The organism is Lysinibacillus capsici, assembly GCF_003367505.1.
Taxonomy (GTDB): Bacteria; Bacillota; Bacilli; order Bacillales_A; family Planococcaceae; genus Lysinibacillus; species Lysinibacillus capsici.
Window position 1 is genome coordinate 80,365 of sequence record NZ_PXXX01000001.1, and the last position, 23,144, is coordinate 103,508.

Here is a 23,144-nt window from a genome sequence, read left to right on the forward strand (position 1 = left end):
TAAAAGAAGGTATATTTTTTACATGATGTTTATTTGTAGTGACATACTGTGTGCTATGATTATGTACATAGAGGAGGATGTCACATGATTGTAGTAGGATTAACTGGTTGGGGCGATCACCCTTCACTTTATAGTGGAGTGACTACTTCAAAGGATAAATTATTTGATTACACAGGTCATTTTTTAACGGTTGAAGTAGATACTTCTTTTTATGCCATACCAGCCAAAGAGCATGTTCGGAAATGGTGTGAGGATACACCTGAAAACTTCCGTTTTGTTGTGAAAGCTTACCAAGGAATGACGGGTCATTTACGTGGAGAGATTCCCTTTGAATCAAAAAATGATATGTTCAATGCATTTATTGAATGTGCCAATGAATTTAAACGTTATGGAAAGCTAGCCATGGTATTAGCACAATTTCCACCATGGTTTAATTGCCAAGGAAAAAATGTGCAATATTTATTGTATATCCGACAGCAGCTAAAGGATTTTGAAGTAGCGATTGAATTTCGAAATCAAACATGGTATGCAGAAAATGTTGTCAAGCAGACGATAGATTTCTTAAGAGAACATCAATTTATCCATACGATTTGTGATGAACCACAGGCTGGTGTAGGATCTGTTCCTTTCTACCCTGTAGTGACTGCAAATAAAGCGTTGATTCGTCTCCATGGTCGCAATATACATGGATGGCGGAACACAGGAAATGCAGAAAATTGGCGTAAAGTTCGCTTCTTATATGATTATAATAAAGAAGAATTACAGCAGCTTGGGGATAGCATGAAAAAGCTTGAACCAGAGGTCAATGAACTCTTCGTTTTATTTAATAATAATTCTGGTAATCATGCAGCGAAAAACGCAAAGGAGCTACAAGGTATGTTGAATATTAACGATGTCGGGTTGGCACCTAAACAATTAAACATGTTTGAAGGGGAACTATAATGGAGTTTATTTTATTAGTCATCATTGCCTTGCTTGCTGGTCTAATTGGCTCATTAGTTGGGCTAGGTGGTGGTGTAGTATTAGTACCAGCAACATTATACATCGGCTTAAATTTAGGAATGATCCCAGATATTACACCACAAAAAGTAGTCGGTTTATCAGTGGTGATGATGATTTTCACGGGACTTGCCTCCACGCTAAGCTATATGAAATCTAAAACGGTGGATTATAAAAGTGGTTTTATATTCTTTATTGGAAGTATTCCAGGAACAATCCTTGGCGCATGGGTCAATAAAGGATTAGATTTACCATCCTTTAATTTATATTTCGGTATTTTACTTATTATTTTATCGATTATTTTGCTTGTGAGAGACAAACTGAAGCCTGTAAAATGGTTTGTAAAAAATGGTATGCAGCAAGAGTTTACTGACTCTGAGGGAAAAACCTATGTATATGGCTATCCCATTTGGTTTGCTATTACATTAACATTTGGTATTGGCTTTGCTTCTGGTTTATTTGGAATAGGTGGCGGCTCCATGATCGTGCCAGCAATGATTATTTTATTCTTATTCCCCCCACATGTCGCGGTGGCAACATCGATGTTTATGGTATTTTTAACGTCCATTGTTAATTCTGCAAGCCATGTTTATTTCGGTCATGTACCCTGGCTTTATACTATTCCAGTTATTCCTGGTGCTTATGTTGGAGCAAAGCTGGGTGCTGCGTTAAATAAGAGGATTAAATCCGATACACTTGTACTAGCTTTAAGGATTATTCTATTATTACTAGGAATTCGATCTATTATAGAAGGCATATTAGCTTAATTTGAAGTGAGGTGGCTTTAATGCTTGAAAAGATCCATATTTTTCACACAAATGATTTGCATAGTCATTTTAAGTATTGGCCACGAATGCAAAGCTATGTGAAAGAAATGCGCAATAAATTAGGGAATATCGGGGAAACAAGCTATTTGTTTGATGTTGGAGATCATTTAGATCGTTCCAACATTTATACAGAAGCAACAGTTGGGAAAGGTAATGTGCGATTGCTAAATGAGGCGGGTTACGATGTGGTGACAATCGGCAACAATGAAGGTATTACATTATCCCATGAAGAGCTCTTCCACTTATATGACAATGCTAATTTTGATGTTGTGGTTGCAAATGTATATGCCTCCCACGGGAAGAAGCCAGCATGGATGAAGCCTTATGTAATCTTAACAACAGCAATGGGTACGAAGATTGGCGTCATTGCAGCCACGGCCATGTTTGAAGTATATTATGAAGAATTAAATTGGCATATGGACGACGCTAGAAGTACACTGCTACGTTTAGCGCATCAACTACGTGAAGAAGTAGACATTGTTGTATGCTTATCCCATTTAGGCATTACAGAGGATGAGCTCTTAGCGGATGAGTGTCCAGAAATTGATGTTATATTCGGCTCTCATACTCATCATGTCCTACCAGAGGGCAAAGTGATTAATGGGGTTTTACTGACAGGTGGAGGTAAGTTTGGCCAATATACTGGACATCTTATCATAGAATATGATAAAAAATTGAGGAAAATTGTTGAAAAAAAGGATACTTTAATTCATAATAAGGATTTGCCAATTGTTAAAAATGAACAGAAAGTGGTACAGTTTTTGGAGGATGAAGGAAACAGAATATTGGATACTCCAGTTTTTACAACAAAGAAAGCCTACAACAAGGAATGGTTCCATTATTCACAGCTATCTGATTTATTTGCACATGCAATTTTGGAAAAAAGCGGAGCGGACTGTGCATTATTCAATGCAGGGATATTTTTAGATGGTCTTCCTAAGGGAATAGTGACTGCCTTAGATTTGCACCGAATTTTTCCACATCCAATTAATTTATGTACAATTGAATTATCCGTCGCTGAAATGAAAGAAATTTATATGCAATCCAAAAATGAAGAATGGCCCTATATCGAACTAAAAGGACTAGGGTTTAGAGGCGTCATTTTTGGAAAAATATTGACATATGGATTTTCCATGAATGAAAATCGGCAATTATTAATTAATGGTAAGCTAGCAGATCAAAATCACATTTATAAACTGGTCACATTGGATCTGTTTACATTTGGTTATTTTTATCCAAGTTTTAAATATGCAAAAAAACAATATATTTTACCTGAATTTTTACGAAACATTATGATAGATTATGGTCAAAGATTCTTTAAACAATAGAGAGAGTTTAAAGAATGGAATGGGGAAGAAGTCATGCGATTAATTTCAATCGATGTATTAAAAGAAGGAATGGTATTAGGAAGAACCATTTGGAATGAGGCAGGTCATCCGCTTTTAAAGAAAGATGTTGTCATTAATGACCGTATTATTCAAAGACTTCAACAGTTAAATACACATTATTTATATATTGACGATGAGATTTCTGAGGGAATAGAAGTAGAAGAGACCGTTCCACCTGCTATGCGAAATAAAGTCATCAAAACTATAAAGGATTCGTTCCAGTCCATTGATGGTTTGAATCCAGTAAATGCTTCTTATATATTAGATCAGCAATCAAAGACAATTGTTTCGATCGTAGATGAATTACTTTCTGCAGTTACTGGAAATAATGAAATTCTAACCATTTTAACAGATGCTTATTTATTTGATGAATATTTATATCAACACTCTTTCCAAGTGACATTGTATTCTATTGCCATTGCCAAAGAACTTGGCTACTCTGCTGAGGATTTACGTTTGATCGGGATAGGTGCATTATTACACGATGTCGGTAAACTAATGGTACCGAAAGATATTTTAACAAAGCCAGGACGTTTAACGAATGATGAGTTTGAAATGATGAAGATGCATGCTCGTTATGGTTTTGATTTATTACGGAATTTACATTCAATCTCTCTGCTTGTGGCGCACTGTGCTTTCCAACACCATGAACGTATTGATGGAAGTGGCTATCCAAGAGGACTTGTTGACTTTGAAATTCATCCATTTGCCAAGATAATTGGTGTTGCAGATGTTTTTGATGCGGTGACAACGAATCGTGTATACCGGGAGAAGATGCTCCCTTCACAAGGACTAGCTATTGTTGAAGCTGGCTCGGGCACTCTTTATGATGCTCGAATTGTAAAAGCTTTAAAAAGAGCTGTCGTTCATTATCCAAATGGTGTTATTTTAAAATTATCAGATGGACGCCGTGGGATTGTATCTAGACAAAACACGTTGGATGCGGCATTACCATGGATTCGTATTTTTGAAGAACAAGATCAATTGCTGGCAGCTACATATGAAGTTAATTTAGTGGATTATCCTGATGTAACAATTGAAAATGTTGAGACGGATTATGTGGTTCCCGCAAAAGTAGAATAAATTACTCCTCCTGTTCATACGTTATGGAACAGGAGGAGATTTTTTTGTTTTTCCCTCGAAAAAGAATGAAATTACGCTCATATGGTAGAAGGGGAATGCGTCTTAATAAATTAACGATTTTAATTGTTAGTATGGTTGTTTGCCTTATATTATTTATTTATTATTTAAATGAACGGCTCATGCCAACCTATTTGCAATATGCGGAAGTGCAAACTACGAAGATTGCCTCATATGTTGTGAGTAAAGCCATTAATTCACGTACCTCTAATGTATTAGATGTAAATGATATCATTGAAGATATTCCTCCAGGTACGTCTGAAATGATGACGACTAAGTTTAATACAGAAATCATTAATCGTGTTCGAGCAGAGACATTAGAGCTTGTTAAAATGTATTTGGAGCAAGCTGAACAGGGAGAGCTATCGCATTTACCTGAATTAGATAATGTTGAATATGATATTAACAGGATCCAAGATGGTGATGGCATTGTCTTTTTTGTACCGCTTGGTCAAGCAGCCAATATTCCCTTGCTTGGAAATTTGGGGCCAAAGATCCCGATTCGCTTCCATGTGATTGGGAATGTTCATAGTAATGTGACATCCTCTATTCAAGAATTTGGAATCAATAGTGCTTATGTGGAGGTAGGTATTCATTTAGAGGTAAATGTTCAGATTATTGTTCCTTTCGCTAGTAAATCTTCTACCGTTGCACAGGATATACCTGTAGCGATGGGCCTAACAAGGGGACCTGTTCCAAACATTTATACCAATAGTAGTGACGCGCCACAACCGTCCATAGAAATACCTGTCCCTTATAAATAGAAATGTTTGTTGTGATAGTTGTTGGAGTGCCTTTAATATGTTACATTGACAACAGTGAAGATAGTTAATATTAAAAAATGTATATTTTTGATAGGGGCGATATTCGTATGACATCTTGTAAACCTACAAGTAAAGAAGAACATGTAAGAAAACCAGATTGGCTAAAAATAAAACTAAACACGAATGATGAATATAAAGGGCTTAAAAAGCTGATGCGTGAGAAAAATCTGCATACAGTATGTGAAGAAGCTCGTTGTCCAAACATCCATGAATGCTGGGGAGAGAGACGTACTGCTACCATGATGATTCTTGGTTCCGTTTGTACACGTGCTTGTCGTTTCTGTGCAGTGAAAACAGGTTTACCAAATGAACTAGATTTGGCAGAACCAGAGCGCGTTGCAGATTCAGTAGCCATTATGAATTTAAAGCACGTTGTTATTACAATGGTCGCACGTGACGATTTAAAGGATGGCGGAGCGCAAGTTTTAGCAGAAACAGTACGTGCAATTCGTCGTAAAAGTCCTTTCACATCTGTTGAGGTATTGCCATCAGATTTAGGCGGGATGAAGGAGAACCTTCAAATGTTAATGGATGCAAAACCAGATATTTTAAATCATAATATTGAAACAGTACGCCGTTTAACACCTAGAGTGCGCGCTCGTGCAAAATACGAACGCTCTTTAGAGTTCCTGCGTTTAGCTAAAGAGATGCAGCCTGAAATTCCAACGAAATCATCACTAATGATTGGATTAGGCGAAACACATGAAGAAATTTTAGAAGTCATGGACGATTTACGTGCAAATAATGTAGATATTATGACGATCGGTCAATATTTACAGCCAACGAAAAAGCATTTACCAGTTAAAAAATACTATTCACCAATAGAATTTGGTAAACTGCGTAAGATTGCCATGGAGAAAGGCTTTAAGCATTGTGAGGCTGGCCCACTTGTACGTAGTAGTTATCATGCAGACGAACAAGTAAATGCTGCAACGAAAGAACGTCAATTACAAGCGGAAGTGTAAACGTCAAGGCTGAACGAAAAGGGTGGTGTCACTTTGATCATAGTTGAAGGATTAGAATATGAACTAATAGAAGATTATCGCGAGGCCTTTCAGGAGGAAGTTTTTCAGGAAAGATACTCAGATATCTTAGCCAGATACGATTATATTGTAGGTGATTGGGGCTATAACCAGTTACGTTTAAAGGGATTTTTTGATGATAAAAATCAAAAATCCACTTTTGATACAAAAATAAGTACGCTTCAAGATTATCTATACGAATACTGTAATTTTGGCTGTGCTTATTTCGTATTACGTAAATTAGGGAAAGTTATGAAACAGCCAGAAGTAGTGGATATGAGTGAAGTAACAAAGCCAACAGACCATGAACCTTTAGCAGAATAAACTCTTATACAAAAACCTGATGTGATAGGCATCAGGTTTTTTTTCATGATTGTTAGCTTTTGTGTAATTGGGGAAAACTAAAGCACAAAACAGCTTATCGAAGGTGTGTTGCAAATGAAAAGAGCCGTATTTTTAGATCGTGATGGTGTTATCAATGAAGTACTGACCAATCGTGTGAAGTTTGTGAATAAGCCTAAGGATTTGTATTTTTTACCGCAAGTGCCTGAGGCAATCAGAAAGCTAAATAAGAATTTTGATTATGTGTTTGTCGTGACAAATCAAGGTGGGGTCGGTTTAGGCTTTATGAAGGAAAGTGGCTTACAGAAAATACATGAACATATGGTGAAGGAGTTAAAGAAAAAAGGGGCAGTGATCCATGAAGTCGTTTATTGTCCGCACAAACCTAAGTCAGGTTGTGCCTGCCGCAAGCCCAATAGCAAATTAATTGTGGATTTAGGAAAGAAATATAACATTGATTTATCAAAATCCTATATGGTTGGTGATACAGATACGGATATTATTGCAGGAAAACGGGCAGGAACAAAGGGTGTTTTCCTAGGAGAACAAGATCCATTAGCAGATGCTGTCTTTCCAGATTTAATAAGCGCTGCCCAGTGGATTATTAAGGATGTCACAGCTTAAATGTATTGAGAAAAAGGGCGTATAAATCATTAAAAAAGGGATAATTTATGAATGGAGGTGATGATGTTGGGAAAAGAAAAACGCAATAAAAAGCCATTAGATCGAGAGGAATATGGGTATGGTTTTGATATTAGTGTAGACGATTTAGCTGTGATTGGTCAAAATCAGCAAGCGAAAAAGCAAAATGATAATGAAAATAAAGACAAGCCCCATAATAAAGATAATCCATCCACTTTAAATAAATAACAATACGTAAAAAGATTTCGCAATCGCTCAGGGTTAGCGAAATTTTTTTATGTTATATAAAAAAACACCCAATAAAATGGGTGTTAGTTCAATAATTCACGCAAGTATTCCCGTAATTCGATTGTTTCTTCCTCTGTGCGATTGTACACATGTTCTAAGTAACCAGGCTCTTCTACATCATCAGGACCAATAATAGCAAAGCGACCGAACTGGATATCCATGACAAGCACTTTTCCAAAGAAGCGGCCAGATTGTAATATAGCTAAATCATAACGTAGCTTTTGTCCAGCAAAACTAACAAATCTTGTTTTCGTATCTTCTACATCATCATATAAAAAAAAACGTTCCATCTTTTAATCTCCTTCCAATCCTATAGTTATGGTACTATAGAAGAGAAAAGACTATCAACTTTTAAAGATTTGAATGGGGGCTTTCCTTGTGTATTTTGTAGATCGTAATAAAATCACAAAAAATTTACAGTACTTAGATGGGCTATTAACTATTTTGGAGACAGAGGATAACTGGCTTCAGAATGATATAAAGAAATTAGCTATCGAGCGAATTGGACACAACATTATGGAGTCAATGATGGATGTAGGAAATTTAATGATTGACGGTTTCATTATGCGCGATCCAGGAAGCTACGAGGATATTATTGATATTTTAGTCGATGAAAAAGTTGTAGCTGCTGATTTGGAAGCACCATACAAAGCAGTTGTTGGCTTACGTAAAATGCTAGTGCGTGAGTTTATAGAGGTAGATATCCAAGAGGTTATCCATGTATTAACAGCCAATCTAATGGCTTTAAAGCAGTTCTCGCCAGCAGTTCATAATTATTTAACAAATGAATTAGGACCTGTTTCAGCATTTTTGCCAGAGGATCATCAATGAAACAATATAAGGCCTATTGCTTTGATTTAGATGGTACTGTCTACCGTGGGAAGGAAGGTATTCCTTCTGCGGTAGCTTTTATTCATCGTTTACAGCAAGCAGGAATTGAGCCATTCTATGTAACGAATAATTCTTCGAAGACGCGAGAACAACTGCAAGAAGCTTTACTGTCTATTGGCGTGAACGCGCCATTAGAGCATATTTATTCAAGTGCATTGGTCACAGCAAAGTATGTGGCCCTACATTTTCCAAGCAAAAAAGTAGCGATGATGGGTACAGATGGTATTCGTCAGGCACTACTCAATGAAAATATTGTGCCTGTTGAGGATGAGCCCGATGTATTTGTTATGGGGATTGATCGTACGCTTGATTATATGGCACTTGCTAGGGCAACGGTTTTTGTTCAGCAAGGAGCGACCTTTATTGCCACGAATCAAGATATTAAATTCCCAACAGAATATGGGTTCTTACCAGGCAATGGTTCTTTTGCACGCTTGGTAGGAGAAGTTGCAGATGTTGAACCAATCTATATTGGTAAGCCATCGCCAGCCATGCTGGAAGTAATTGCGACCGAACATGGAATTGCGAAAGAAGACATGGTAATGATCGGTGATAATTATGATACGGACATTATGTGTGGCATTCGATTTGGCTGTGACACCATTCATGTGAATACTGGGGTGACGCCTACAAAGACTGTCCTCGAAAAAGAATGCCAACCTACATATGTAGTGGACGTACTAAAGTAATAAAAGGATGTTTATGCTAATTTTCAGCATAACATCCTTTTTATTTGTTCAAATTTATTCATATAGGCATTTTAGAAAACTACCATAAAGGATTTTCTTCAATAAATTGATAAATGGCTTTCGTTAATTCATCAGGAGAATCAGCTTCTACTAATTCACCGTTTACTATTGCATAGAAGGATTCTGAGCACTTTGTACAATAACTGAGGCAGCCATATTCCAAAACGTCGATGTTTGGATCGCGTTCGAGTACTTCATAAGTTGCTTGAGAGCCATTTGCTAAATTACTTATACAAAATTCAACCATTGGATTCATCCATGTCACCTCACCAAAGTAATGCTACTCGGTTTTACGATTTTCGTCAATTATTTATGTTTAAGAGAAAAGAAACGTTTTTTAATAAAAGATAAAGGGAATTTGTTATTAATGGCTTAAAAATCAATAGAAATGAACAGGTTCTCGTTTATTTTGTGAAATCTTTCACAAAATTTCATTCTGATATTGTGAAACTTCTCACAATCGGTTATACTCGTTTGTGGATACTTTGTGAACAATTATTAAAAGAGATATAAAAGGAGACTATTATGGGAAAATTAGTACTTTTAGGTGGCGGCTACGGCAATATGCGTGTCATGCTTCGTCTATTAAACAGCCTACCACTAGACAGAGAGGTAGTTATAGTAGATAGAGCCCCTTTCCATAGTTTAAAAACAGAGTTTTATGCATTGGCGGCAGGGACAGCAACAGATAAAGAAATTCGTGTAAGCTTCCCGGAGCATGAACGTTTAACAGCCGTATATGGAGAAGTCGTTGAAATTAATCGTGCGGAAAAAGTAGTCATTCTTGAAGACGGACAACGTATAGAATATGATGATTTAGTCATTGGGCTTGGCTGTGAAGATAAATATCATGGTGTACCAGGTGCGGAAGAGTATACGTACAGCATTCAAACAATGGGTAAATCACGTGCAACATTCCAAGCACTTTGTGGGTTACCAGCTGGGTCTACAGTTGGAATTATAGGGGCTGGCCTAAGTGGAATTGAGCTTGCAAGTGAGCTACGTGAAAGTCGCTCAGATTTAAAAATCAAGCTATTTGACCGTGGTCAACGTATATTGAAAGATTTTCCGGAGAAACTCAGTAAGTATGTAAAGGATTGGTTTGTTAAGCATAATGTTGATGTGGTTGCCAATTCAAATATTACAAAAGTAGAGCCAGGTAAAATTTTTAATCATGATGATGAAATTTTACTTGATGCAGTGGTTTGGACTGCGGGGGTTCAGCCAGTCAAAATTGTGCGTGATATGGATGTTGAGAAAGATAAACATGACCGTCCACTTGTCACACAGTATTTTAATTTACTCGATGATGAACATGTCTATGTTGTAGGAGATTGTGCTTCATCAGATTTAGCCCCAACAGCACAATTAGCAGAGGAACAAGCGGAGCAAATTGTGAAAGTACTTCGTATGCGTTGGAAAGGTGAACATTTACCAGAGAAGATGCCAGATATTAAATTAAAAGGCTTTATGGGAGCTCTTGGTAAAAAACAAGGCTTTGTATACTTAGCTGATACAACAGTAACTGGGCGTATCGCTCGCTTAATGAAATCAGGATTATTATGGTATTACAAACGTCAAAATGATTAATTAGCTGAAAAGGGATTGTTTCAAAAATCATTTTGAAACAATCCCTTTATTTTTATTAAACCGTTTCGTCTGGGACAAACCCTAAATTTTCAAGGGCCGTAAATACAGGCTTTAATTGGACATAGCCCTCTCCAACTACCTCATTGTTAATGAGGACAAGGGGGTAGAAAAATTCATCGTCTTGAATACGTGACGCATACTCTTGGTCGCGTTCATTCTCAATTGGACCTTCAATATCGATATAGCGAATATCATATGCTTGATCTGGATATTTGCGATTGATGGCTGCTTGTAGCCACTCATATGTATCCTTGGAAGATGGGGCATTGACACAACTAGCACAGATGACAGCTGTTCCATAAATTTCAATCATAGGTTTTGTTGATGGCATAGTATTTTCTCTCCTTGTGATTCAATATTGGATTTTTTCTGTTGCTAACATTATAATCATTATAAGGAAAGGAGTCGAGATAAATGGCAGAAGCAACAATTAACGACCAAGTTCAAGAGGTATTAGATAAATTACGTCCATTCTTACTACGTGACGGTGGAGACTGTGAATTAGTAGATGTTGAGGATGGCGTTGTGAAATTACGTTTATTAGGTGCTTGTGGCAGTTGCCCAAGTTCTACGATTACATTAAAAGCTGGTATTGAACGAGCATTATTAGAAGAAGTACCAGGTATCGTGGAAGTAGAGCAAGTATTCTAAGCCTTTTTAAAAAGTTCTAGCTGTTTGCAAGCTAGAACTTTTTTATTTACCTATTTATGACGCGCATGTTCTTTTTCTTCACGAATAATAGCCCACTGTTCTTTCGCCATATCTATAATTTTTGCCTCACCACCGACACTTTGTTTTTCAATGACTCTAGAAAAGAAGCGTGTCGCATTTTCAATATCTCCAATACGTCTAGATAATTCAGCAATCATATACATAATTCGGACAGCTGACATTTGTGTAGAGCTGTAGTCCTCGGTAGAATAAGATTCCATATAATAATCACGTGCTAATTTCATAAAGCGCTCTTCTTGTCCACTATTGTTTAAGGAACGATAAAGCCATGCAAGACGTAAAGTTAGTCCAGCAATCGCTACATTTTTTTCTTTTTTAATCGTGCCACAAAGAAACGCTAACTTATAGGCTTGAATGGCTTGAAATACGGTACGTTCACCCTTGAAATCATGATGTACCCATTTTTCTGTAATTTGTGTACGTATATCATCTTGGATACCCGGTGCAAAATATTTTGTAAAGTCTTCTGTAAAGGAAAAGCCACAATGCTCACATACAAAAACATTATAATAGAGAGCATTCACTTCATCTGCATAAATAGGTTGAAAATCTGTTTCCGTATGATCTACTTTAATAAATTTTGAACGCACTTTTAATGTTGGAAATTCTTTTTTGCAATTTAAACATTGAATTTTTTTCTCATAATATGGTGAAATCTCCATATATATTACCCCCTGCCAAGAATTCGTTGTAACTATTATACCAATGATGTTTTTATTAACATGAATAAAAAATACTATTAATGTGAAAAATATGAGAATTATAACTTATAATCGACTTGAAGCTGAATGTTTGTCATACAATGGTCAAAATTGTTATGATAATACGTAAGAAGGAAGGTGATTGGGATGACAAGTACAAAGCAAATTATAGAAGTGACACAGGCTGCTGGCTTTCATATTAATGAAATGATGGAGCATAATGAAGAACAAGGTTCTTTTTTACGTGTAGTGGTGAATGGTGGCGGCTGTAGCGGGCTATCCTATGGCATGCATTTTGATAAAGAGAAAAAAGATGATGATTTTGAAGATGTTCAGCATGGTTTAACAATTCTTGTTTCCCGTGAAGATGCGCCGATTTTGATGGGAACAAAAATTGACTATAAACAATCGCTAATGGGCGGTGGCTTCACAATCGATAATCCAAATGCCATTGCATCATGTGGCTGTGGTACGTCTTTCAGAACAGCAAAGCGTGAAGGTACGCCTGAGGTTTGTGAGTAAAAGTAAATAAATCCATTCGAATAATGGGCTAACAATAATAGGCTTCTTTGATTGATGATGTTGCAAAACATGATGAATGAAAGGAGCTTTTTTCTTTCTTTTTATTTACCTGTTTGTAAGTAACTATGTTAAAAATCATCTGACACTTCCAACAAATTTTTATGACCTTATTTAGTGAAATTCAAGGCAATGTATAATAGCTTCTTTCATTGAGGTTGAATGAAAGAAGCATTTTCACTGTGGATTAACTGTAAAATTCAGAATAAATGCTTCATTCCATAGAAAGTGAGCAGGTATAATAGGTAGATAGAGGTGAAGGTTATGAGAAAAGATCGAGGGAAAATATGGTTGGGTGTATCAGGTGTTACGGTGAATGAGCTTGGGCAATGGTTGGTTGTAAAGAAGGCTTATAGTGGCTTGAAGGGGCGTTGGTCATTGCCAGCAGGTTTTGTTAATGCAGGAGAAACGGTAGATGAGGCGGTTATTCGTGAAATCAAAGAAGAAACAGGCATCGATTGTAGAGTCTCAGGCTTAATTGGATTTAGAACAGGTGTCATCCGTGATGATATCAGTGATAATATGGCGATTTTTTATTGTCGAATGCTAGATGAGCAGCAGCAGGTTTCCATTCAAGAAAAAGAAATTTTAGAAGCAAAATGGTTGTATCCACAGGAACTAGCACAAGATGAAACAACCTCTGTGATGTTAAAGGAAATGGCTTCCAATCAATTTGAAAGACATCAATTAGAGGCGATAGAAGGGATTAATCCTGGTGATATTTTTGGTTATACCTCTTATCGTTTATTCTTTAAAAAATAATATGACTTTTAGGAGGTGACCTTTGATGGAGCTGTTTTTATTTATGTTAGAGCGAGTTGGGCTGATCATTGTGTTTGCCTTTTTAATGTCAAGATGGCGACTCTTTCGAGAAAAGCTGTTTCAGGAGCAAGGAACGAAAGAGAAAATATGGCTCATTATTATCTTTAGTAGCCTATGTATTATCAGCAGTTATACAGGGATTAAAATTGAAAGTGGGACAATCCATCCTTTAAATCAGATGATACATAGTACGATCAATGCGGAAGAGGCCATTGCTAATACGAGATTAATTGGTGTCGCTATTGCAGGAATTTTTGGTGGACCACTTGTTGGTGTATGTGTAGGAATTATTGCAGGTATTCACCGAATTACACTTGGTGGTTTTACAGCAATAGCCTGCGGTGTTTCAACAATTCTAGCTGGCTTTATTACAGGTGGTTTAAGTAAACGCTTTAAAATACGTCAAACTTTTTCCTATAAGAAAGCAGTCATTATCGGCATCTGTGCAGAAACGATTCAAATGCTGGTGATTTTAGTAGTCGCGAAGCCATTTGAGCAGGCCTTGCAGTTAGTTTCATTAATTGCAATGCCGATGATTTTAATGAATGCCTTTGGGATATTTTTATTTTTCATCATTATTAAAACGTTTATTGATGAAGAGGAGCGAACAAAGGCATTACAAACTCATCAAGCTTTTTCAATTGCCCAACAAACAATTGAGCATTTTCGTAAGGGCTTGAATGAAGAATCATGCCAAACGGTTGCAGAAATTATTAAAAGAGAAATAAAAGTAGATGCGGTCGCTATTACCGATAAAAATGGGGTGTTAGCACATGTTGGCGTTGGTGAGGATCATCATTTAATTCATCGAGAAATCATGACAGCTTTGACAAAACGAGTATTAGAGGAAGGCAAAATTTTAATGGCTACATCTCAAAAGGAAATTCAATGTCCACACGCTAGCTGCCCATTAAGTGCTGCCATTGTCTTGCCCTTGAAGGTACAGCATCGAACAGTTGGAAGCTTAAAGCTTTATTTCACTAAAGCGGATTCTTTGACAGGGGTGAAGAAGGAGCTAGCAGAGGGTTTGAGTAGACTATTTTCCTCTCAGCTTGAATATGCTGAAATTGAGCAACAGCGAAAATTATTAAAGGATGCTGAAATCAAGGCATTACAAGCACAAGTTCATCCACATTTCTTCTTTAATAGTCTGAATACTATTTCAAGCTTGATTCGGACAGATGCAGATGAGGCAAGAGCATTATTAATCAAGCTTAGTACATTTTTTAGAAGCAATTTGCAGGGCGCACGGCAAATGCTCATTCCATTGAAAAATGAAATAGATCATGTTGAAGCTTATTTATCTATTGAGCAAACACGGTTTCCAAATCGTTACGAAGTTGAATTTATCATGGATGAAACACTCTTTGATGTGCAAATTCCTCCATTTACCTTACAGCCTCTTGTCGAGAATGCTATTTATCATGCCTTTAAAAATCGTAATGAAGGCAAAATCTATGTCAAAGTACAACGTGTGAATGATAAGCTGGTCCTGTTAACGGAAGATAACGGCTGTGGTATGAGGAAGGAGCAGGTAAAACAACTTGGCAAGCGTATAATGCAATCCGAACAGGGGACAGGAACCGCTCTTTGGAATATTTATCAGAGGATCCATGAAATTTATGGTTCTGAAGCGGATTTTCATATAACAAGTACGTTAGATGTGGGCACAAAAATTATGATTCAACTGCCGTTAAAGGCGACTAGATGGGAGTAGAAAAATTTGAATGTATATATTGTGGATGATGAACCCTTAGCACGCGCGGAACTGCGATATTTATTAGAGCAAACAGCATTAGTGAATGTTTGTGGTGAATCTGAAAATCTTGAGGAGTTGTGCAAAGCGTCACAGCTTGAAGAAGTCGATTGTATATTTCTAGATATTGAATTAGGCATGAACAATGGACTTGACTTAGCTAAACAATTATTACTGAATGCACAGAGACCTGAAATTATTTTTGCTACAGCCTACGATGACTATGCTTTGCAGGCATTTGAAGTCAATGCATTTGATTATATATTGAAACCCTTTGAGGCAGAAAGGGTACAAACAGCTGTGAAAAAACTGTTAGCTAAAAAAAGAGCTGCGCAAGCAAAAACAATGGAGGAGTTAAAGGCATCTCAGTTGGACAAGCTCGATAAGTTAACAGTTTATGCAAACGATCGAATTTTATTATTGAAAATACAGGATATTTTGTATTGTACCTCTGAGGATAGTAAAACGGTTGTTGTGACAGAGCAGGGGCGGTTTTTTGCTTCTGAATCATTGGCCGCGTTAGAAAAAAGACTTACCTTAAAAGGCTTTGTACGTGTCCATCGCGCGTATATTGTCAATTTAGAGCATATTGTGGAATTAGAGCCTTGGAGTAGTTCTAAATTTAATTTAATTGTGCATAACAGACATTCCATTCCAGTAAGTAGGCTATATATGAAGGATGTACGGAAAATTTTTGACCTATCGAAGTAGTTGCATTTCAACGGACAACTACTACCTTTCAACTTTAATTTCTGACATTTCAGTTATTTTACGAATAATATGGACATTCCTTTGCTATGATGTGGAAAAAGTAAAAGGGGTGTTTGCATGAATGCGATTACAATAGTGATAGGGTCTATTTGTATTTTGATGATCAGCTATCGTTTGTATGGCATTTTCTTTACAAAGAAGGTACTTAAAATAAAAGATGATACGCCCACCCCAGCCCACACTTTGGAAGATGGTAAAGACTATGTTCCGACGAATAAGTGGGTAACCTTTGGGCATCATTTTGCAGCGATTGCAGCAGCAGGACCTTTAGTTGGACCAATCCTAGCTGCACAATTTGGGTATTTGCCTGGACTTCTATGGCTATTAATCGGAGCAGTAATTGGTGGGGCAGTTCATGATGCTGTTGTTTTATTTGCTTCCATGCGTCATGGTGGTAAATCCCTATCGGAAGTGATGAAGGAGGAGTTAGGCCCTATCGCAGGTTTCTGTACAGGCCTTGCGATGCTATTCATTATTACGATTACAATGGCAGGTCTCTCGATGGTGGTGTTAGGTGCTTTAGAGCGCAATCCATGGGGAACGTTTGCTGTAGGTATTACGATACCAATCGCCATGCTTGTGGGTATTGCCTATCGTAAAACAGGCAATTTAATTGTTACATCTACTATAGGCTTTATTTTATTAATGATTGGGGTATTTATCGGACCGCTTATTCAAGGCACAGCATTCGGTGATTTTTTAACATTTGATCGGGATACATTAGCTATCATCTTACCAATCTATGCCTTTTTTGCCGCTGCATTACCTGTGTGGCTTTTATTAGCACCTCGTGATTATTTAAGTAGTTTCATGAAGATTGGGGTATTTATTGCACTAATTATTGGCGTTTTCTTTGTTAATCCTGCTATTCAATTCCCACCATTGACAGAGTTTATTCATGGTGGTGGACCAGTAATTGCCGGTCCTGTGTGGCCGTTTGTTTCTATTACAATTGCCTGTGGTGCCATTTCTGGCTTCCATGCTTTTGTAGGCTCAGGAACAACACCTAAGATGATTGATCGTTGGGAGGACATCCGTATTGTAGGCTTTGGTGCTATGTTAGTAGAGTCACTAGTAGGTGTGATGGCTTTAATCGCAGCTACTGCTCTTCATCCAGCCGACTATTTTGCGATTAACTCAGCACCAGCTGTATTTGCTACATTAGGAATGGAGCCCGTTCATCTACAAGCATTGTCTCAAAGTATCGGCATGGACTTGGAAGGACGAACAGGAGGTGCTGTAACGCTAGCAGTTGGTATGACAGATATCTTTACAGGTATTCCTTGGTTCGCAGAGTTATCTTCGTACTTCTATCAATTTGTCATTATGTTTGAAGCGGTTTTCATTCTTACAGCCATTGATGCTGGAACAAGGGTAGCTCGTTATTTAATACAAGATTTTGGTGGCAATGTTTATAAACCACTGAAGCGTACCAATTGGGTACCAGGTACAATTTTTGCTAGTGCACTTGCCTGCTTTATGTGGGGCTATTTATTGTATTCAGGGGATATAAGCTCAATCTGGGTATTATTTGGTGTATCCAATCAGCTAATGGCAGCCATTGGTCTAGTATGTGGAGTGACGATGGTATTGAAGGTCGCAGATAAACGCATCTATGCATTGACATGCTTTATCCCATTGGCTTATTTATACATTACGGTCAACGTTGCAGGCTATTGGATGATTAAAAATGTATACTGGAATCCAGCCGCTGCAGGCTTTAATATGTTAAATGGGATTTTATCTGTTATCATGTTAATGCTTGGCTTCTTAATTGTGCTGACAGCATTTAAAAAATGGGCACAGCTTTGGAAATCACCAAAGTTTTTAGTAGCTCAATCAACTTCATAAAATCATAGAAACTATTGAAGATAAGCATTTGTCTTCAATAGTTTTTTGGTGAAAAAAGCATCTACGACGAAGGAGAAGCAAATACCCGCGGAAGAAGCATATACCCCTAAATTCAAAGATCAACCATAGATGATCGATTGATGATTTTCCTAAATATGACGAACAAGCGAAAACAAGGATATGTTCATTGAAAGCGGTGTCGTAATCATGTAAACTAATGAGAGGAAAACGGAGGTTATACATACATGGATGGTCCAGTTTCATTAGTGCAGTTAATCATTTCTATTTTGTTATTTTTCGTCATGTTCTTTGGTATCGGATTCTTGTTAAATATGCTGTTACGGATGACATGGTTAATGGCAATTGTGTATCCAATTGTTGTCATCTTTATTGTAGATGAAGTAAGCTTCTTAGATTATATTTTTAAGCCAGGCTCTGCATTCCCAGCATTAATTGATAAATTACAGGCACTTCAGTTTGTGGATATTGCTATTTTATCAGGTGGCTTTGCGGGTTCTATTGTGGCTGGTATCGTGATGATTTATTTACGTAAAAGTGGCTATCGAATGTTCTAACGTGCTTAGTATTCTTTCTTCAATTGAAGAAAGAATACTTTTTTTATACAAAAAAACACAGCCTCCTCTAGAGGATGTGTTGATGTCTGTTAGATGAAAAACTCGTAGGCTATGATGGCGATAAAAATACCCGTTAGAGCCCCAAAAAATACTTCACTTCGTTTATGGCCTAATAATGTTTTTAATTCTTCCATTTTTTCTTGTCCGTCCATCTGTGGCCATTTTTTTAAATCATGAAGCAATGTTTGGAAATCCTTACGCAGTTGATTTAAAATGGCTGCATGCTGACCTGCTTGGTAACGAACACCACTAGCATCATACATCACGATAATGGAAAACATTGCGGCTACCGCAAAAATGGGGGATTCCAAACCCGTCTCATAGGCAATTGAGGTTGCCAATCCAGTGACAGAAGCAGAGTGAGAACTAGGCATTCCACCTGTTGAGGTAAAAAGTCCCCATTTTACTTGTCTGGTCATTAAAAAATGAATGGGGATTTTAACAAACTGTGCAAAGAGAACCGCAAAGAGGGCAATTAGTAATGGGGTATTGTGGAGTAAACTCAATTTCATCACAACCTTCGCAAATAATTGCTTTTATTATAACATTCATTATTTTCTAAAAGAAGATATAGGCAAATATTACGCGCTTTTCAGAAACTTCGTTATAATAGTATATGGAATGGAGGAATTTACATGCATATTGTAAAAGAAGCAAAAACATTTGAAACGATTTCTACTGAACTATTAGTGGTAGGAGTCACAAAACATCGTGAACAAATGCAGGACTGGGCAAGCTTTTCATCTTTTTACGGTGAAGCCCTTGATACATGGATTAGTGCAGGAGACGTCTCAATTGAATTAAAGAAACTAACGAAATTACCATTTGTGAAAGACCATGCTAACCTGAAACGTATTGTATTTGTAGGTTTAGATGAGCGTAAAAACCTCACAGAAGGTGATATTCGCACAGCATTTGGTTTAGTGGGAAAAGAATTAAGATCTTTAAAAGTAAAAGAGTATTCCATCTGGCTTGAATCATTTACAACAGAGTCAATTTCAACAGCAGATGTAGCATTTTTAGCAGGTGAAGGAATTGGCCTTGGCTATTATGCTGTCCCACATTATAAAACAACTTCAAACGAAGTAGATAAACGTATTGATGCTGTTCACCTTGTGACTACAGCAGAGGATTTAGATGAAGTGGTGGCAAGCTTTGAGGTAGGTGTGATTTATGCAGATGCTGTCAATGAAGCTCGTAGCTTAATTAATTTACCTCCAAACCTACTAACAGCTACGGATTTAGCTAACTATGCACAATCTCTTGCTGTGGAATACGATTTTGAAGTAGAGATATTAGATAAAGCACAATTAGAGGAACTAGGTATGGGTGGTATATTATGTGTTAACCAAGGCTCTTATGAAGAACCACGATTAATTACCTTAAAATATAAAGCGACTGAAGATTTTGAAGATCCAATTGGCCTTGTTGGTAAGGGTGTAACGTATGATACAGGCGGCTATTCTTTAAAACCAAAGGACTCTATGGTTGGTATGAAAGGTGATATGGGCGGTGCCGCTGCTGTACTTGGTGCGATGAAAATTATCGGTGAATTACGTCCAAATAAAAATGTTGTAGCCGTTATCGGTTCTACAGATAATATGGTGTCTGATACAGCGTTTAAACCAGATGATGTGATTACGACGTACAGCGGAAAAACGGTAGAAGTATTAAATACGGATGCAGAAGGGCGTTTAGTTCTGGCAGATGCAACTACATATGCTAAACAGCAAGGGGCTACATCACTGATCGATGTTGCTACTTTAACTGGAGGCGTTATTACTGCACTAGGTATGGATAAAACAGGTGCTCTTGCAAATGATGATGCATTTTTTGAAGCATTTATGGAAGCTGCAAAAGAGACCGATGAATTTGTTTGGCGTATGCCTTTAACAGAAAATGATAAAAAACGAATTCGAAAATCAGATGTAGCTGATTTAAATAATTCACCTGGTCGTGATGGTCATATGATTTTCGGCGGCGGTTTTGTGGGCGAATTTGTTGGTGATACACCATGGATTCACCTGGATATAGCAGGCACATCTGATGCAGTAGCTGTACATGATTTAGGACCTAAGGGTGGTACTGGTGTTATGGTCCGTACACTCGCGAATTTTGTCCAACGTTTAGGGGAAGAAAAATAATAAAGTATGTCAATCAGCGGGAGTTTATTCTCGCTGATTTTTTGTGATTTATGTACTAATCCCGATGGAATAGGCATTCTACATATGATAGATGTATCTTCCTTCATACGATAGAGTAAAAAGGGGAGGTAGCATATGCGCAATTTCGGAGGTTATCCAGGCGGAGGATTTGGAGGCTTTATTTGGCCATTTGGCGCACCGTTTTTTGGTGGTTTTTTAGGCAGTTTCCTTGGCTCTCAATTTAATCAATATCCTTACAATCCATATTATCCAAACTATCGACCATATCCACCAGGTCCATATTTTCGACCAGGTCCGCGATATCGTAGACCATGGTAAGCACATAATTAGATCAGCCAGTTGTCGATCTTGATATCGACAACTGGTTTTTATTGTGCCTAACGAAGTATCAAAATTAGTGTTGACAGAATATACTAAATTATTTATTATTCTTATTATATTACTAAGAATTAAATATGTGGCTGACTAGCAAACTAGAGGCTTTTATTATTCATAGGCATTTTTGTGTCTAAGGATAATATTAGCCTTTTTTCTTTATCTTAATTTAGTAAAGGTTTTTGTACCGAAAGCAAAGTGTCAGGTTTAGAAAATCGAGGACCCTTATTAGTAAGTTTAATCAATCTGAAATGCCATGACAACGAGGCGTAATTGACAGAAGGAGTGAGATGAAATGGGGAAAGTTTATATTGTTGGTGCAGGTCCTGGAGATGTTGACCTCCTTACGATTAAAGGATTACGTTGCATTGAATGTGCAGATGTCATTTTATATGACAGACTCATTAATAAAGAGCTATTAGCCTATGCCAAGAAAGACGCTAAATTAATCTTTTGCGGGAAATTGCCTCAGCAACATGCCATGATTCAGGAGCAAATCAACCAAACGCTTGTTGATTATGCCCAACAAGGATATGTTGTCACAAGATTAAAAGGAGGAGACCCATTTGTTTTTGGTAGAGGGGCAGAGGAGGCAGATGTGTTAGCGAAGCATCAAATTCCCTTTGAAATTGTTCCTGGTATTACGTCAGGTATAGCAGCTCCAGCATATGCAGGTATTCCTGTCACACATCGTAACTTAGGTTCAAGTTTTGCTATGGTTACTGGGCATATGCAGGATGGAAAAGAAGATGCTATCCGTTGGGAAAGTCTTGCAAAAGGAATTGATACGATTGCCATTTATATGGGTGTTGGTAATCTTCCGTATATCCGTCAACAATTACTCAAATATGGCCGTGATGAAAAAACGCCTGTGGCTGTTATTCACTGGGGAACAGTTTCTACTAAGCAAAGAACTGTTACGGGGACTTTAGCTACAATTGAGGAAATTGTGCGTACAGAAAATATTCATAACCCTAGCATTATATTAGTAGGGAAGGTTGTGACCTTAAGAGAAACCATTCATTGGTTTGAGCAAAACCCCGCACAGCCAATCCAAATAACGGGATAAGGTTGTGGGATTATGCAGGCTATTTTATATATTGCACATGGCAGTCGTGTCAAGGAAGGTGTAGAGCAGGCCGTAAACTTTCTTCAAGGCGTACAACAAGAAGTGACAGTAGCTATTCAGGAAATATGCTTTCTAGAGCTGGCAACACCAACCATTGCAGAAGGCATTGCTAGCTGTATTCGGAAAGGGGCAACAGCGATTGCCGTAATGCCTATTCTCCTACTAGCTGCTCAACACGCAAAGCATGATATTCCGAAAGAAATGGCAAAAGCTCAAAAACTATACCCATATGTAAAGTTTACATATGGTGAGCCTCTTGGCATTCATGAACGATTAATTGACACATTACAAGCTAGGATAATAGAAAAACAGCAACCTAACAGCAATGCGAGTGTTTTACTCATAGGACGTGGGAGTAGTGATCCAGCCGTCAAGAGGGATTTAGCCAAAATTGCCAAAAGGCTACGTACTAAATATCACTATAAAACCGTTGATACATGCTTCTTATACGGAATGGGACCAACCTTTGAAGACTGGTTACTGCAAGTTAAAGGGAAGCAACAGCAAATTTTTATTGTCCCTTATTTATTATTTACAGGCATTTTAAGACAAAGTATTGCCAAGCGATTACAAGGCTTTGACAGTCAAAACATTATGTTATGTGAAAGCTTAGGCTATGACGACAATGTGAAAAAAGTATTAGTGGAACGTATTGATGAATTACTACATTTTAAAGAGGAAGGTGTTTCGTAATGGTAGATAAAAGAACTGAAAATATAAATCTAGCATTAGATAATGTCCGCCAAATGTTAAATACTGTGAACCACGGATCAATTACATTGATTGTTCAAAATTCCTATGTGGTTCAGATTGAGAAAAAGGAAAAAATAAGGCTTCGATAAATTAAAAAATATGAAATGAAGAAG

General features: G+C 37.4%; 29 protein-coding genes. 24 read left to right on the forward strand and 5 right to left on the reverse strand.

Annotated elements, in window-relative coordinates:
- Positions 1-84: 84 nt before the first annotated feature.
- The 9 genes from C7B89_RS00360 to C7B89_RS00400 all read left to right on the forward strand — a co-directional run bounded on the left by C7B89_RS00360 (position 85) and on the right by C7B89_RS00400 (position 7,412).
- Positions 85-942: a DUF72 domain-containing protein gene (locus C7B89_RS00360; protein WP_115672965.1), complete on the forward strand. Its 858-nt coding sequence runs from the start codon at positions 85-87 to the stop codon at positions 940-942.
- Entirely contained in the window at positions 942-1,766 is an 825-nt protein-coding gene (locus C7B89_RS00365; RefSeq protein WP_054549446.1) for a sulfite exporter TauE/SafE family protein, read from the forward strand. Before C7B89_RS00360 ends, C7B89_RS00365 begins: the two co-directional genes overlap by 1 nt.
- 20 nt (positions 1,767-1,786) lie before the next feature.
- On the forward strand, positions 1,787-3,154 hold the full coding sequence (locus C7B89_RS00370) for a bifunctional metallophosphatase/5'-nucleotidase (RefSeq protein ID WP_048394403.1): 1,368 nt from the start codon (positions 1,787-1,789) through the stop codon (positions 3,152-3,154).
- A gap of 33 nt (positions 3,155-3,187) precedes the next feature.
- On the forward strand, positions 3,188-4,297 hold the full coding sequence (locus tag C7B89_RS00375) for an HD-GYP domain-containing protein (RefSeq protein WP_048394405.1): 1,110 nt from the start codon (positions 3,188-3,190) through the stop codon (positions 4,295-4,297).
- Between the two features lie 23 nt (positions 4,298-4,320).
- Positions 4,321-5,118, forward strand: a complete 798-nt coding sequence (gene yunB / locus C7B89_RS00380; protein WP_048394406.1) for a sporulation protein YunB — start codon at positions 4,321-4,323, stop codon at positions 5,116-5,118.
- A 107-nt stretch (positions 5,119-5,225) separates the two neighbouring features.
- Positions 5,226-6,143, forward strand: a complete 918-nt coding sequence (gene lipA, locus C7B89_RS00385; RefSeq protein WP_004228269.1) for a lipoyl synthase — start codon at positions 5,226-5,228, stop codon at positions 6,141-6,143.
- A 33-nt stretch (positions 6,144-6,176) separates the two neighbouring features.
- The gene (locus C7B89_RS00390) at positions 6,177-6,524 is read left to right on the forward strand and encodes a YutD family protein (RefSeq protein ID WP_004228271.1); all 348 of its coding nucleotides are present in this window, start codon (positions 6,177-6,179) and stop codon (positions 6,522-6,524) included.
- Positions 6,525-6,638: 114 nt separating this feature from the next.
- The gene (locus tag C7B89_RS00395) at positions 6,639-7,166 is read left to right on the forward strand and encodes a D-glycero-alpha-D-manno-heptose-1,7-bisphosphate 7-phosphatase (protein ID WP_115672966.1); all 528 of its coding nucleotides are present in this window, start codon (positions 6,639-6,641) and stop codon (positions 7,164-7,166) included.
- 51 nt (positions 7,167-7,217) lie between these two features.
- Positions 7,218-7,412 carry a hypothetical protein gene (locus C7B89_RS00400; RefSeq protein WP_196333040.1) on the forward strand — a complete coding sequence of 65 codons (195 nt, stop codon included), beginning with the start codon at positions 7,218-7,220 and terminating at the stop codon, positions 7,410-7,412.
- 83 nt (positions 7,413-7,495) lie between these two features.
- Here C7B89_RS00400 and C7B89_RS00405 read toward each other — a convergent pair whose 3' ends face one another.
- On the reverse strand, positions 7,496-7,762 hold the full coding sequence (locus C7B89_RS00405) for a DUF3055 domain-containing protein (RefSeq protein WP_009371988.1): 267 nt from the start codon (positions 7,760-7,762) through the stop codon (positions 7,496-7,498).
- Between the two features lie 88 nt (positions 7,763-7,850).
- Between C7B89_RS00405 and C7B89_RS00410 the strand changes: the two genes are divergently transcribed.
- Positions 7,851-8,303, forward strand: a complete 453-nt coding sequence (locus tag C7B89_RS00410) for a DUF86 domain-containing protein (protein ID WP_048394413.1) — start codon at positions 7,851-7,853, stop codon at positions 8,301-8,303.
- Positions 8,300-9,052, forward strand: a complete 753-nt coding sequence (locus C7B89_RS00415) for a TIGR01457 family HAD-type hydrolase (protein ID WP_048394415.1) — start codon at positions 8,300-8,302, stop codon at positions 9,050-9,052. The genes C7B89_RS00410 and C7B89_RS00415 overlap by 4 nt, the downstream gene beginning before the upstream one ends.
- A gap of 79 nt (positions 9,053-9,131) precedes the next feature.
- Here C7B89_RS00415 and C7B89_RS00420 read toward each other — a convergent pair whose 3' ends face one another.
- Positions 9,132-9,368, reverse strand: coding sequence for a YuzB family protein (locus C7B89_RS00420; RefSeq protein ID WP_004228286.1), 237 nt, complete (start codon positions 9,366-9,368; stop codon positions 9,132-9,134).
- A gap of 269 nt (positions 9,369-9,637) precedes the next feature.
- On the opposite strand from C7B89_RS00420, the gene C7B89_RS00425 reads away from it, so the two are divergent.
- On the forward strand, positions 9,638-10,702 hold the full coding sequence (locus C7B89_RS00425; RefSeq protein WP_115672967.1) for an NAD(P)/FAD-dependent oxidoreductase: 1,065 nt from the start codon (positions 9,638-9,640) through the stop codon (positions 10,700-10,702).
- Between the two features lie 55 nt (positions 10,703-10,757).
- Here the strand turns inward: C7B89_RS00425 and C7B89_RS00430 are convergent, their stop codons facing one another.
- Positions 10,758-11,093, reverse strand: coding sequence for a YuzD family protein (locus C7B89_RS00430; protein WP_054549443.1), 336 nt, complete (start codon positions 11,091-11,093; stop codon positions 10,758-10,760).
- 83 nt (positions 11,094-11,176) lie between these two features.
- Here C7B89_RS00430 and C7B89_RS00435 point away from each other — a divergent pair, with 83 nt between their 5' ends.
- A complete protein-coding gene (locus C7B89_RS00435; protein WP_004228295.1) occupies positions 11,177-11,413 on the forward strand; it encodes a NifU family protein in 237 nt (78 codons plus the stop codon).
- A 50-nt stretch (positions 11,414-11,463) separates the two neighbouring features.
- On the opposite strand, the gene C7B89_RS00440 is transcribed toward C7B89_RS00435, so the two are convergent.
- A complete protein-coding gene (locus C7B89_RS00440) occupies positions 11,464-12,156 on the reverse strand; it encodes a DUF2225 domain-containing protein (RefSeq protein ID WP_048394419.1) in 693 nt (230 codons plus the stop codon).
- Between the two features lie 186 nt (positions 12,157-12,342).
- On the opposite strand from C7B89_RS00440, the gene C7B89_RS00445 reads away from it, so the two are divergent.
- The 6 genes from C7B89_RS00445 (at position 12,343) to C7B89_RS00470 (ending at position 18,549) form a co-directional block, all read left to right on the forward strand.
- Entirely contained in the window at positions 12,343-12,717 is a 375-nt protein-coding gene (locus C7B89_RS00445; RefSeq protein ID WP_048394421.1) for a HesB/IscA family protein, read from the forward strand.
- 321 nt (positions 12,718-13,038) lie between these two features.
- Complete coding sequence (locus C7B89_RS00450; protein ID WP_036078588.1) at positions 13,039-13,536, forward strand: NUDIX hydrolase; 498 nt, start codon at positions 13,039-13,041, stop codon at positions 13,534-13,536.
- A gap of 25 nt (positions 13,537-13,561) precedes the next feature.
- Complete coding sequence (locus tag C7B89_RS00455; protein WP_115672968.1) at positions 13,562-15,313, forward strand: sensor histidine kinase; 1,752 nt, start codon at positions 13,562-13,564, stop codon at positions 15,311-15,313.
- A gap of 6 nt (positions 15,314-15,319) precedes the next feature.
- Positions 15,320-16,063: a LytR/AlgR family response regulator transcription factor gene (locus C7B89_RS00460; protein ID WP_115672969.1), complete on the forward strand. Its 744-nt coding sequence runs from the start codon at positions 15,320-15,322 to the stop codon at positions 16,061-16,063.
- A 117-nt stretch (positions 16,064-16,180) separates the two neighbouring features.
- Positions 16,181-17,974, forward strand: coding sequence for a carbon starvation CstA family protein (locus C7B89_RS00465; RefSeq protein ID WP_115672970.1), 1,794 nt, complete (start codon positions 16,181-16,183; stop codon positions 17,972-17,974).
- Positions 17,975-18,219: 245 nt separating this feature from the next.
- A complete protein-coding gene (locus C7B89_RS00470) occupies positions 18,220-18,549 on the forward strand; it encodes a YuiB family protein (protein WP_004228336.1) in 330 nt (109 codons plus the stop codon).
- A gap of 89 nt (positions 18,550-18,638) precedes the next feature.
- Here C7B89_RS00470 and C7B89_RS00475 read toward each other — a convergent pair whose 3' ends face one another.
- Positions 18,639-19,121: a divergent PAP2 family protein gene (locus C7B89_RS00475; protein ID WP_048394429.1), complete on the reverse strand. Its 483-nt coding sequence runs from the start codon at positions 19,119-19,121 to the stop codon at positions 18,639-18,641.
- Positions 19,122-19,244: 123 nt separating this feature from the next.
- Here C7B89_RS00475 and C7B89_RS00480 point away from each other — a divergent pair, with 123 nt between their 5' ends.
- The 5 genes from C7B89_RS00480 (at position 19,245) to C7B89_RS00500 (ending at position 23,120) form a co-directional block, all read left to right on the forward strand.
- Positions 19,245-20,753 (forward strand): leucyl aminopeptidase, encoded by a 1,509-nt coding sequence (locus C7B89_RS00480; protein ID WP_115672971.1) that lies wholly within the window; start codon positions 19,245-19,247, stop codon positions 20,751-20,753.
- Between the two features lie 135 nt (positions 20,754-20,888).
- Positions 20,889-21,092: a hypothetical protein gene (locus C7B89_RS00485; RefSeq protein ID WP_016991509.1), complete on the forward strand. Its 204-nt coding sequence runs from the start codon at positions 20,889-20,891 to the stop codon at positions 21,090-21,092.
- A 352-nt stretch (positions 21,093-21,444) separates the two neighbouring features.
- Positions 21,445-22,218 (forward strand): uroporphyrinogen-III C-methyltransferase, encoded by a 774-nt coding sequence (gene cobA, locus C7B89_RS00490; RefSeq protein ID WP_054549436.1) that lies wholly within the window; start codon positions 21,445-21,447, stop codon positions 22,216-22,218.
- Positions 22,219-22,230: 12 nt separating this feature from the next.
- Positions 22,231-22,971 carry a sirohydrochlorin chelatase gene (locus tag C7B89_RS00495; RefSeq protein WP_115672972.1) on the forward strand — a complete coding sequence of 247 codons (741 nt, stop codon included), beginning with the start codon at positions 22,231-22,233 and terminating at the stop codon, positions 22,969-22,971.
- Complete coding sequence (locus tag C7B89_RS00500) at positions 22,971-23,120, forward strand: YezD family protein (protein WP_115672973.1); 150 nt, start codon at positions 22,971-22,973, stop codon at positions 23,118-23,120. Before C7B89_RS00495 ends, C7B89_RS00500 begins: the two co-directional genes overlap by 1 nt.
- Positions 23,121-23,144 lie beyond the last annotated feature (24 nt).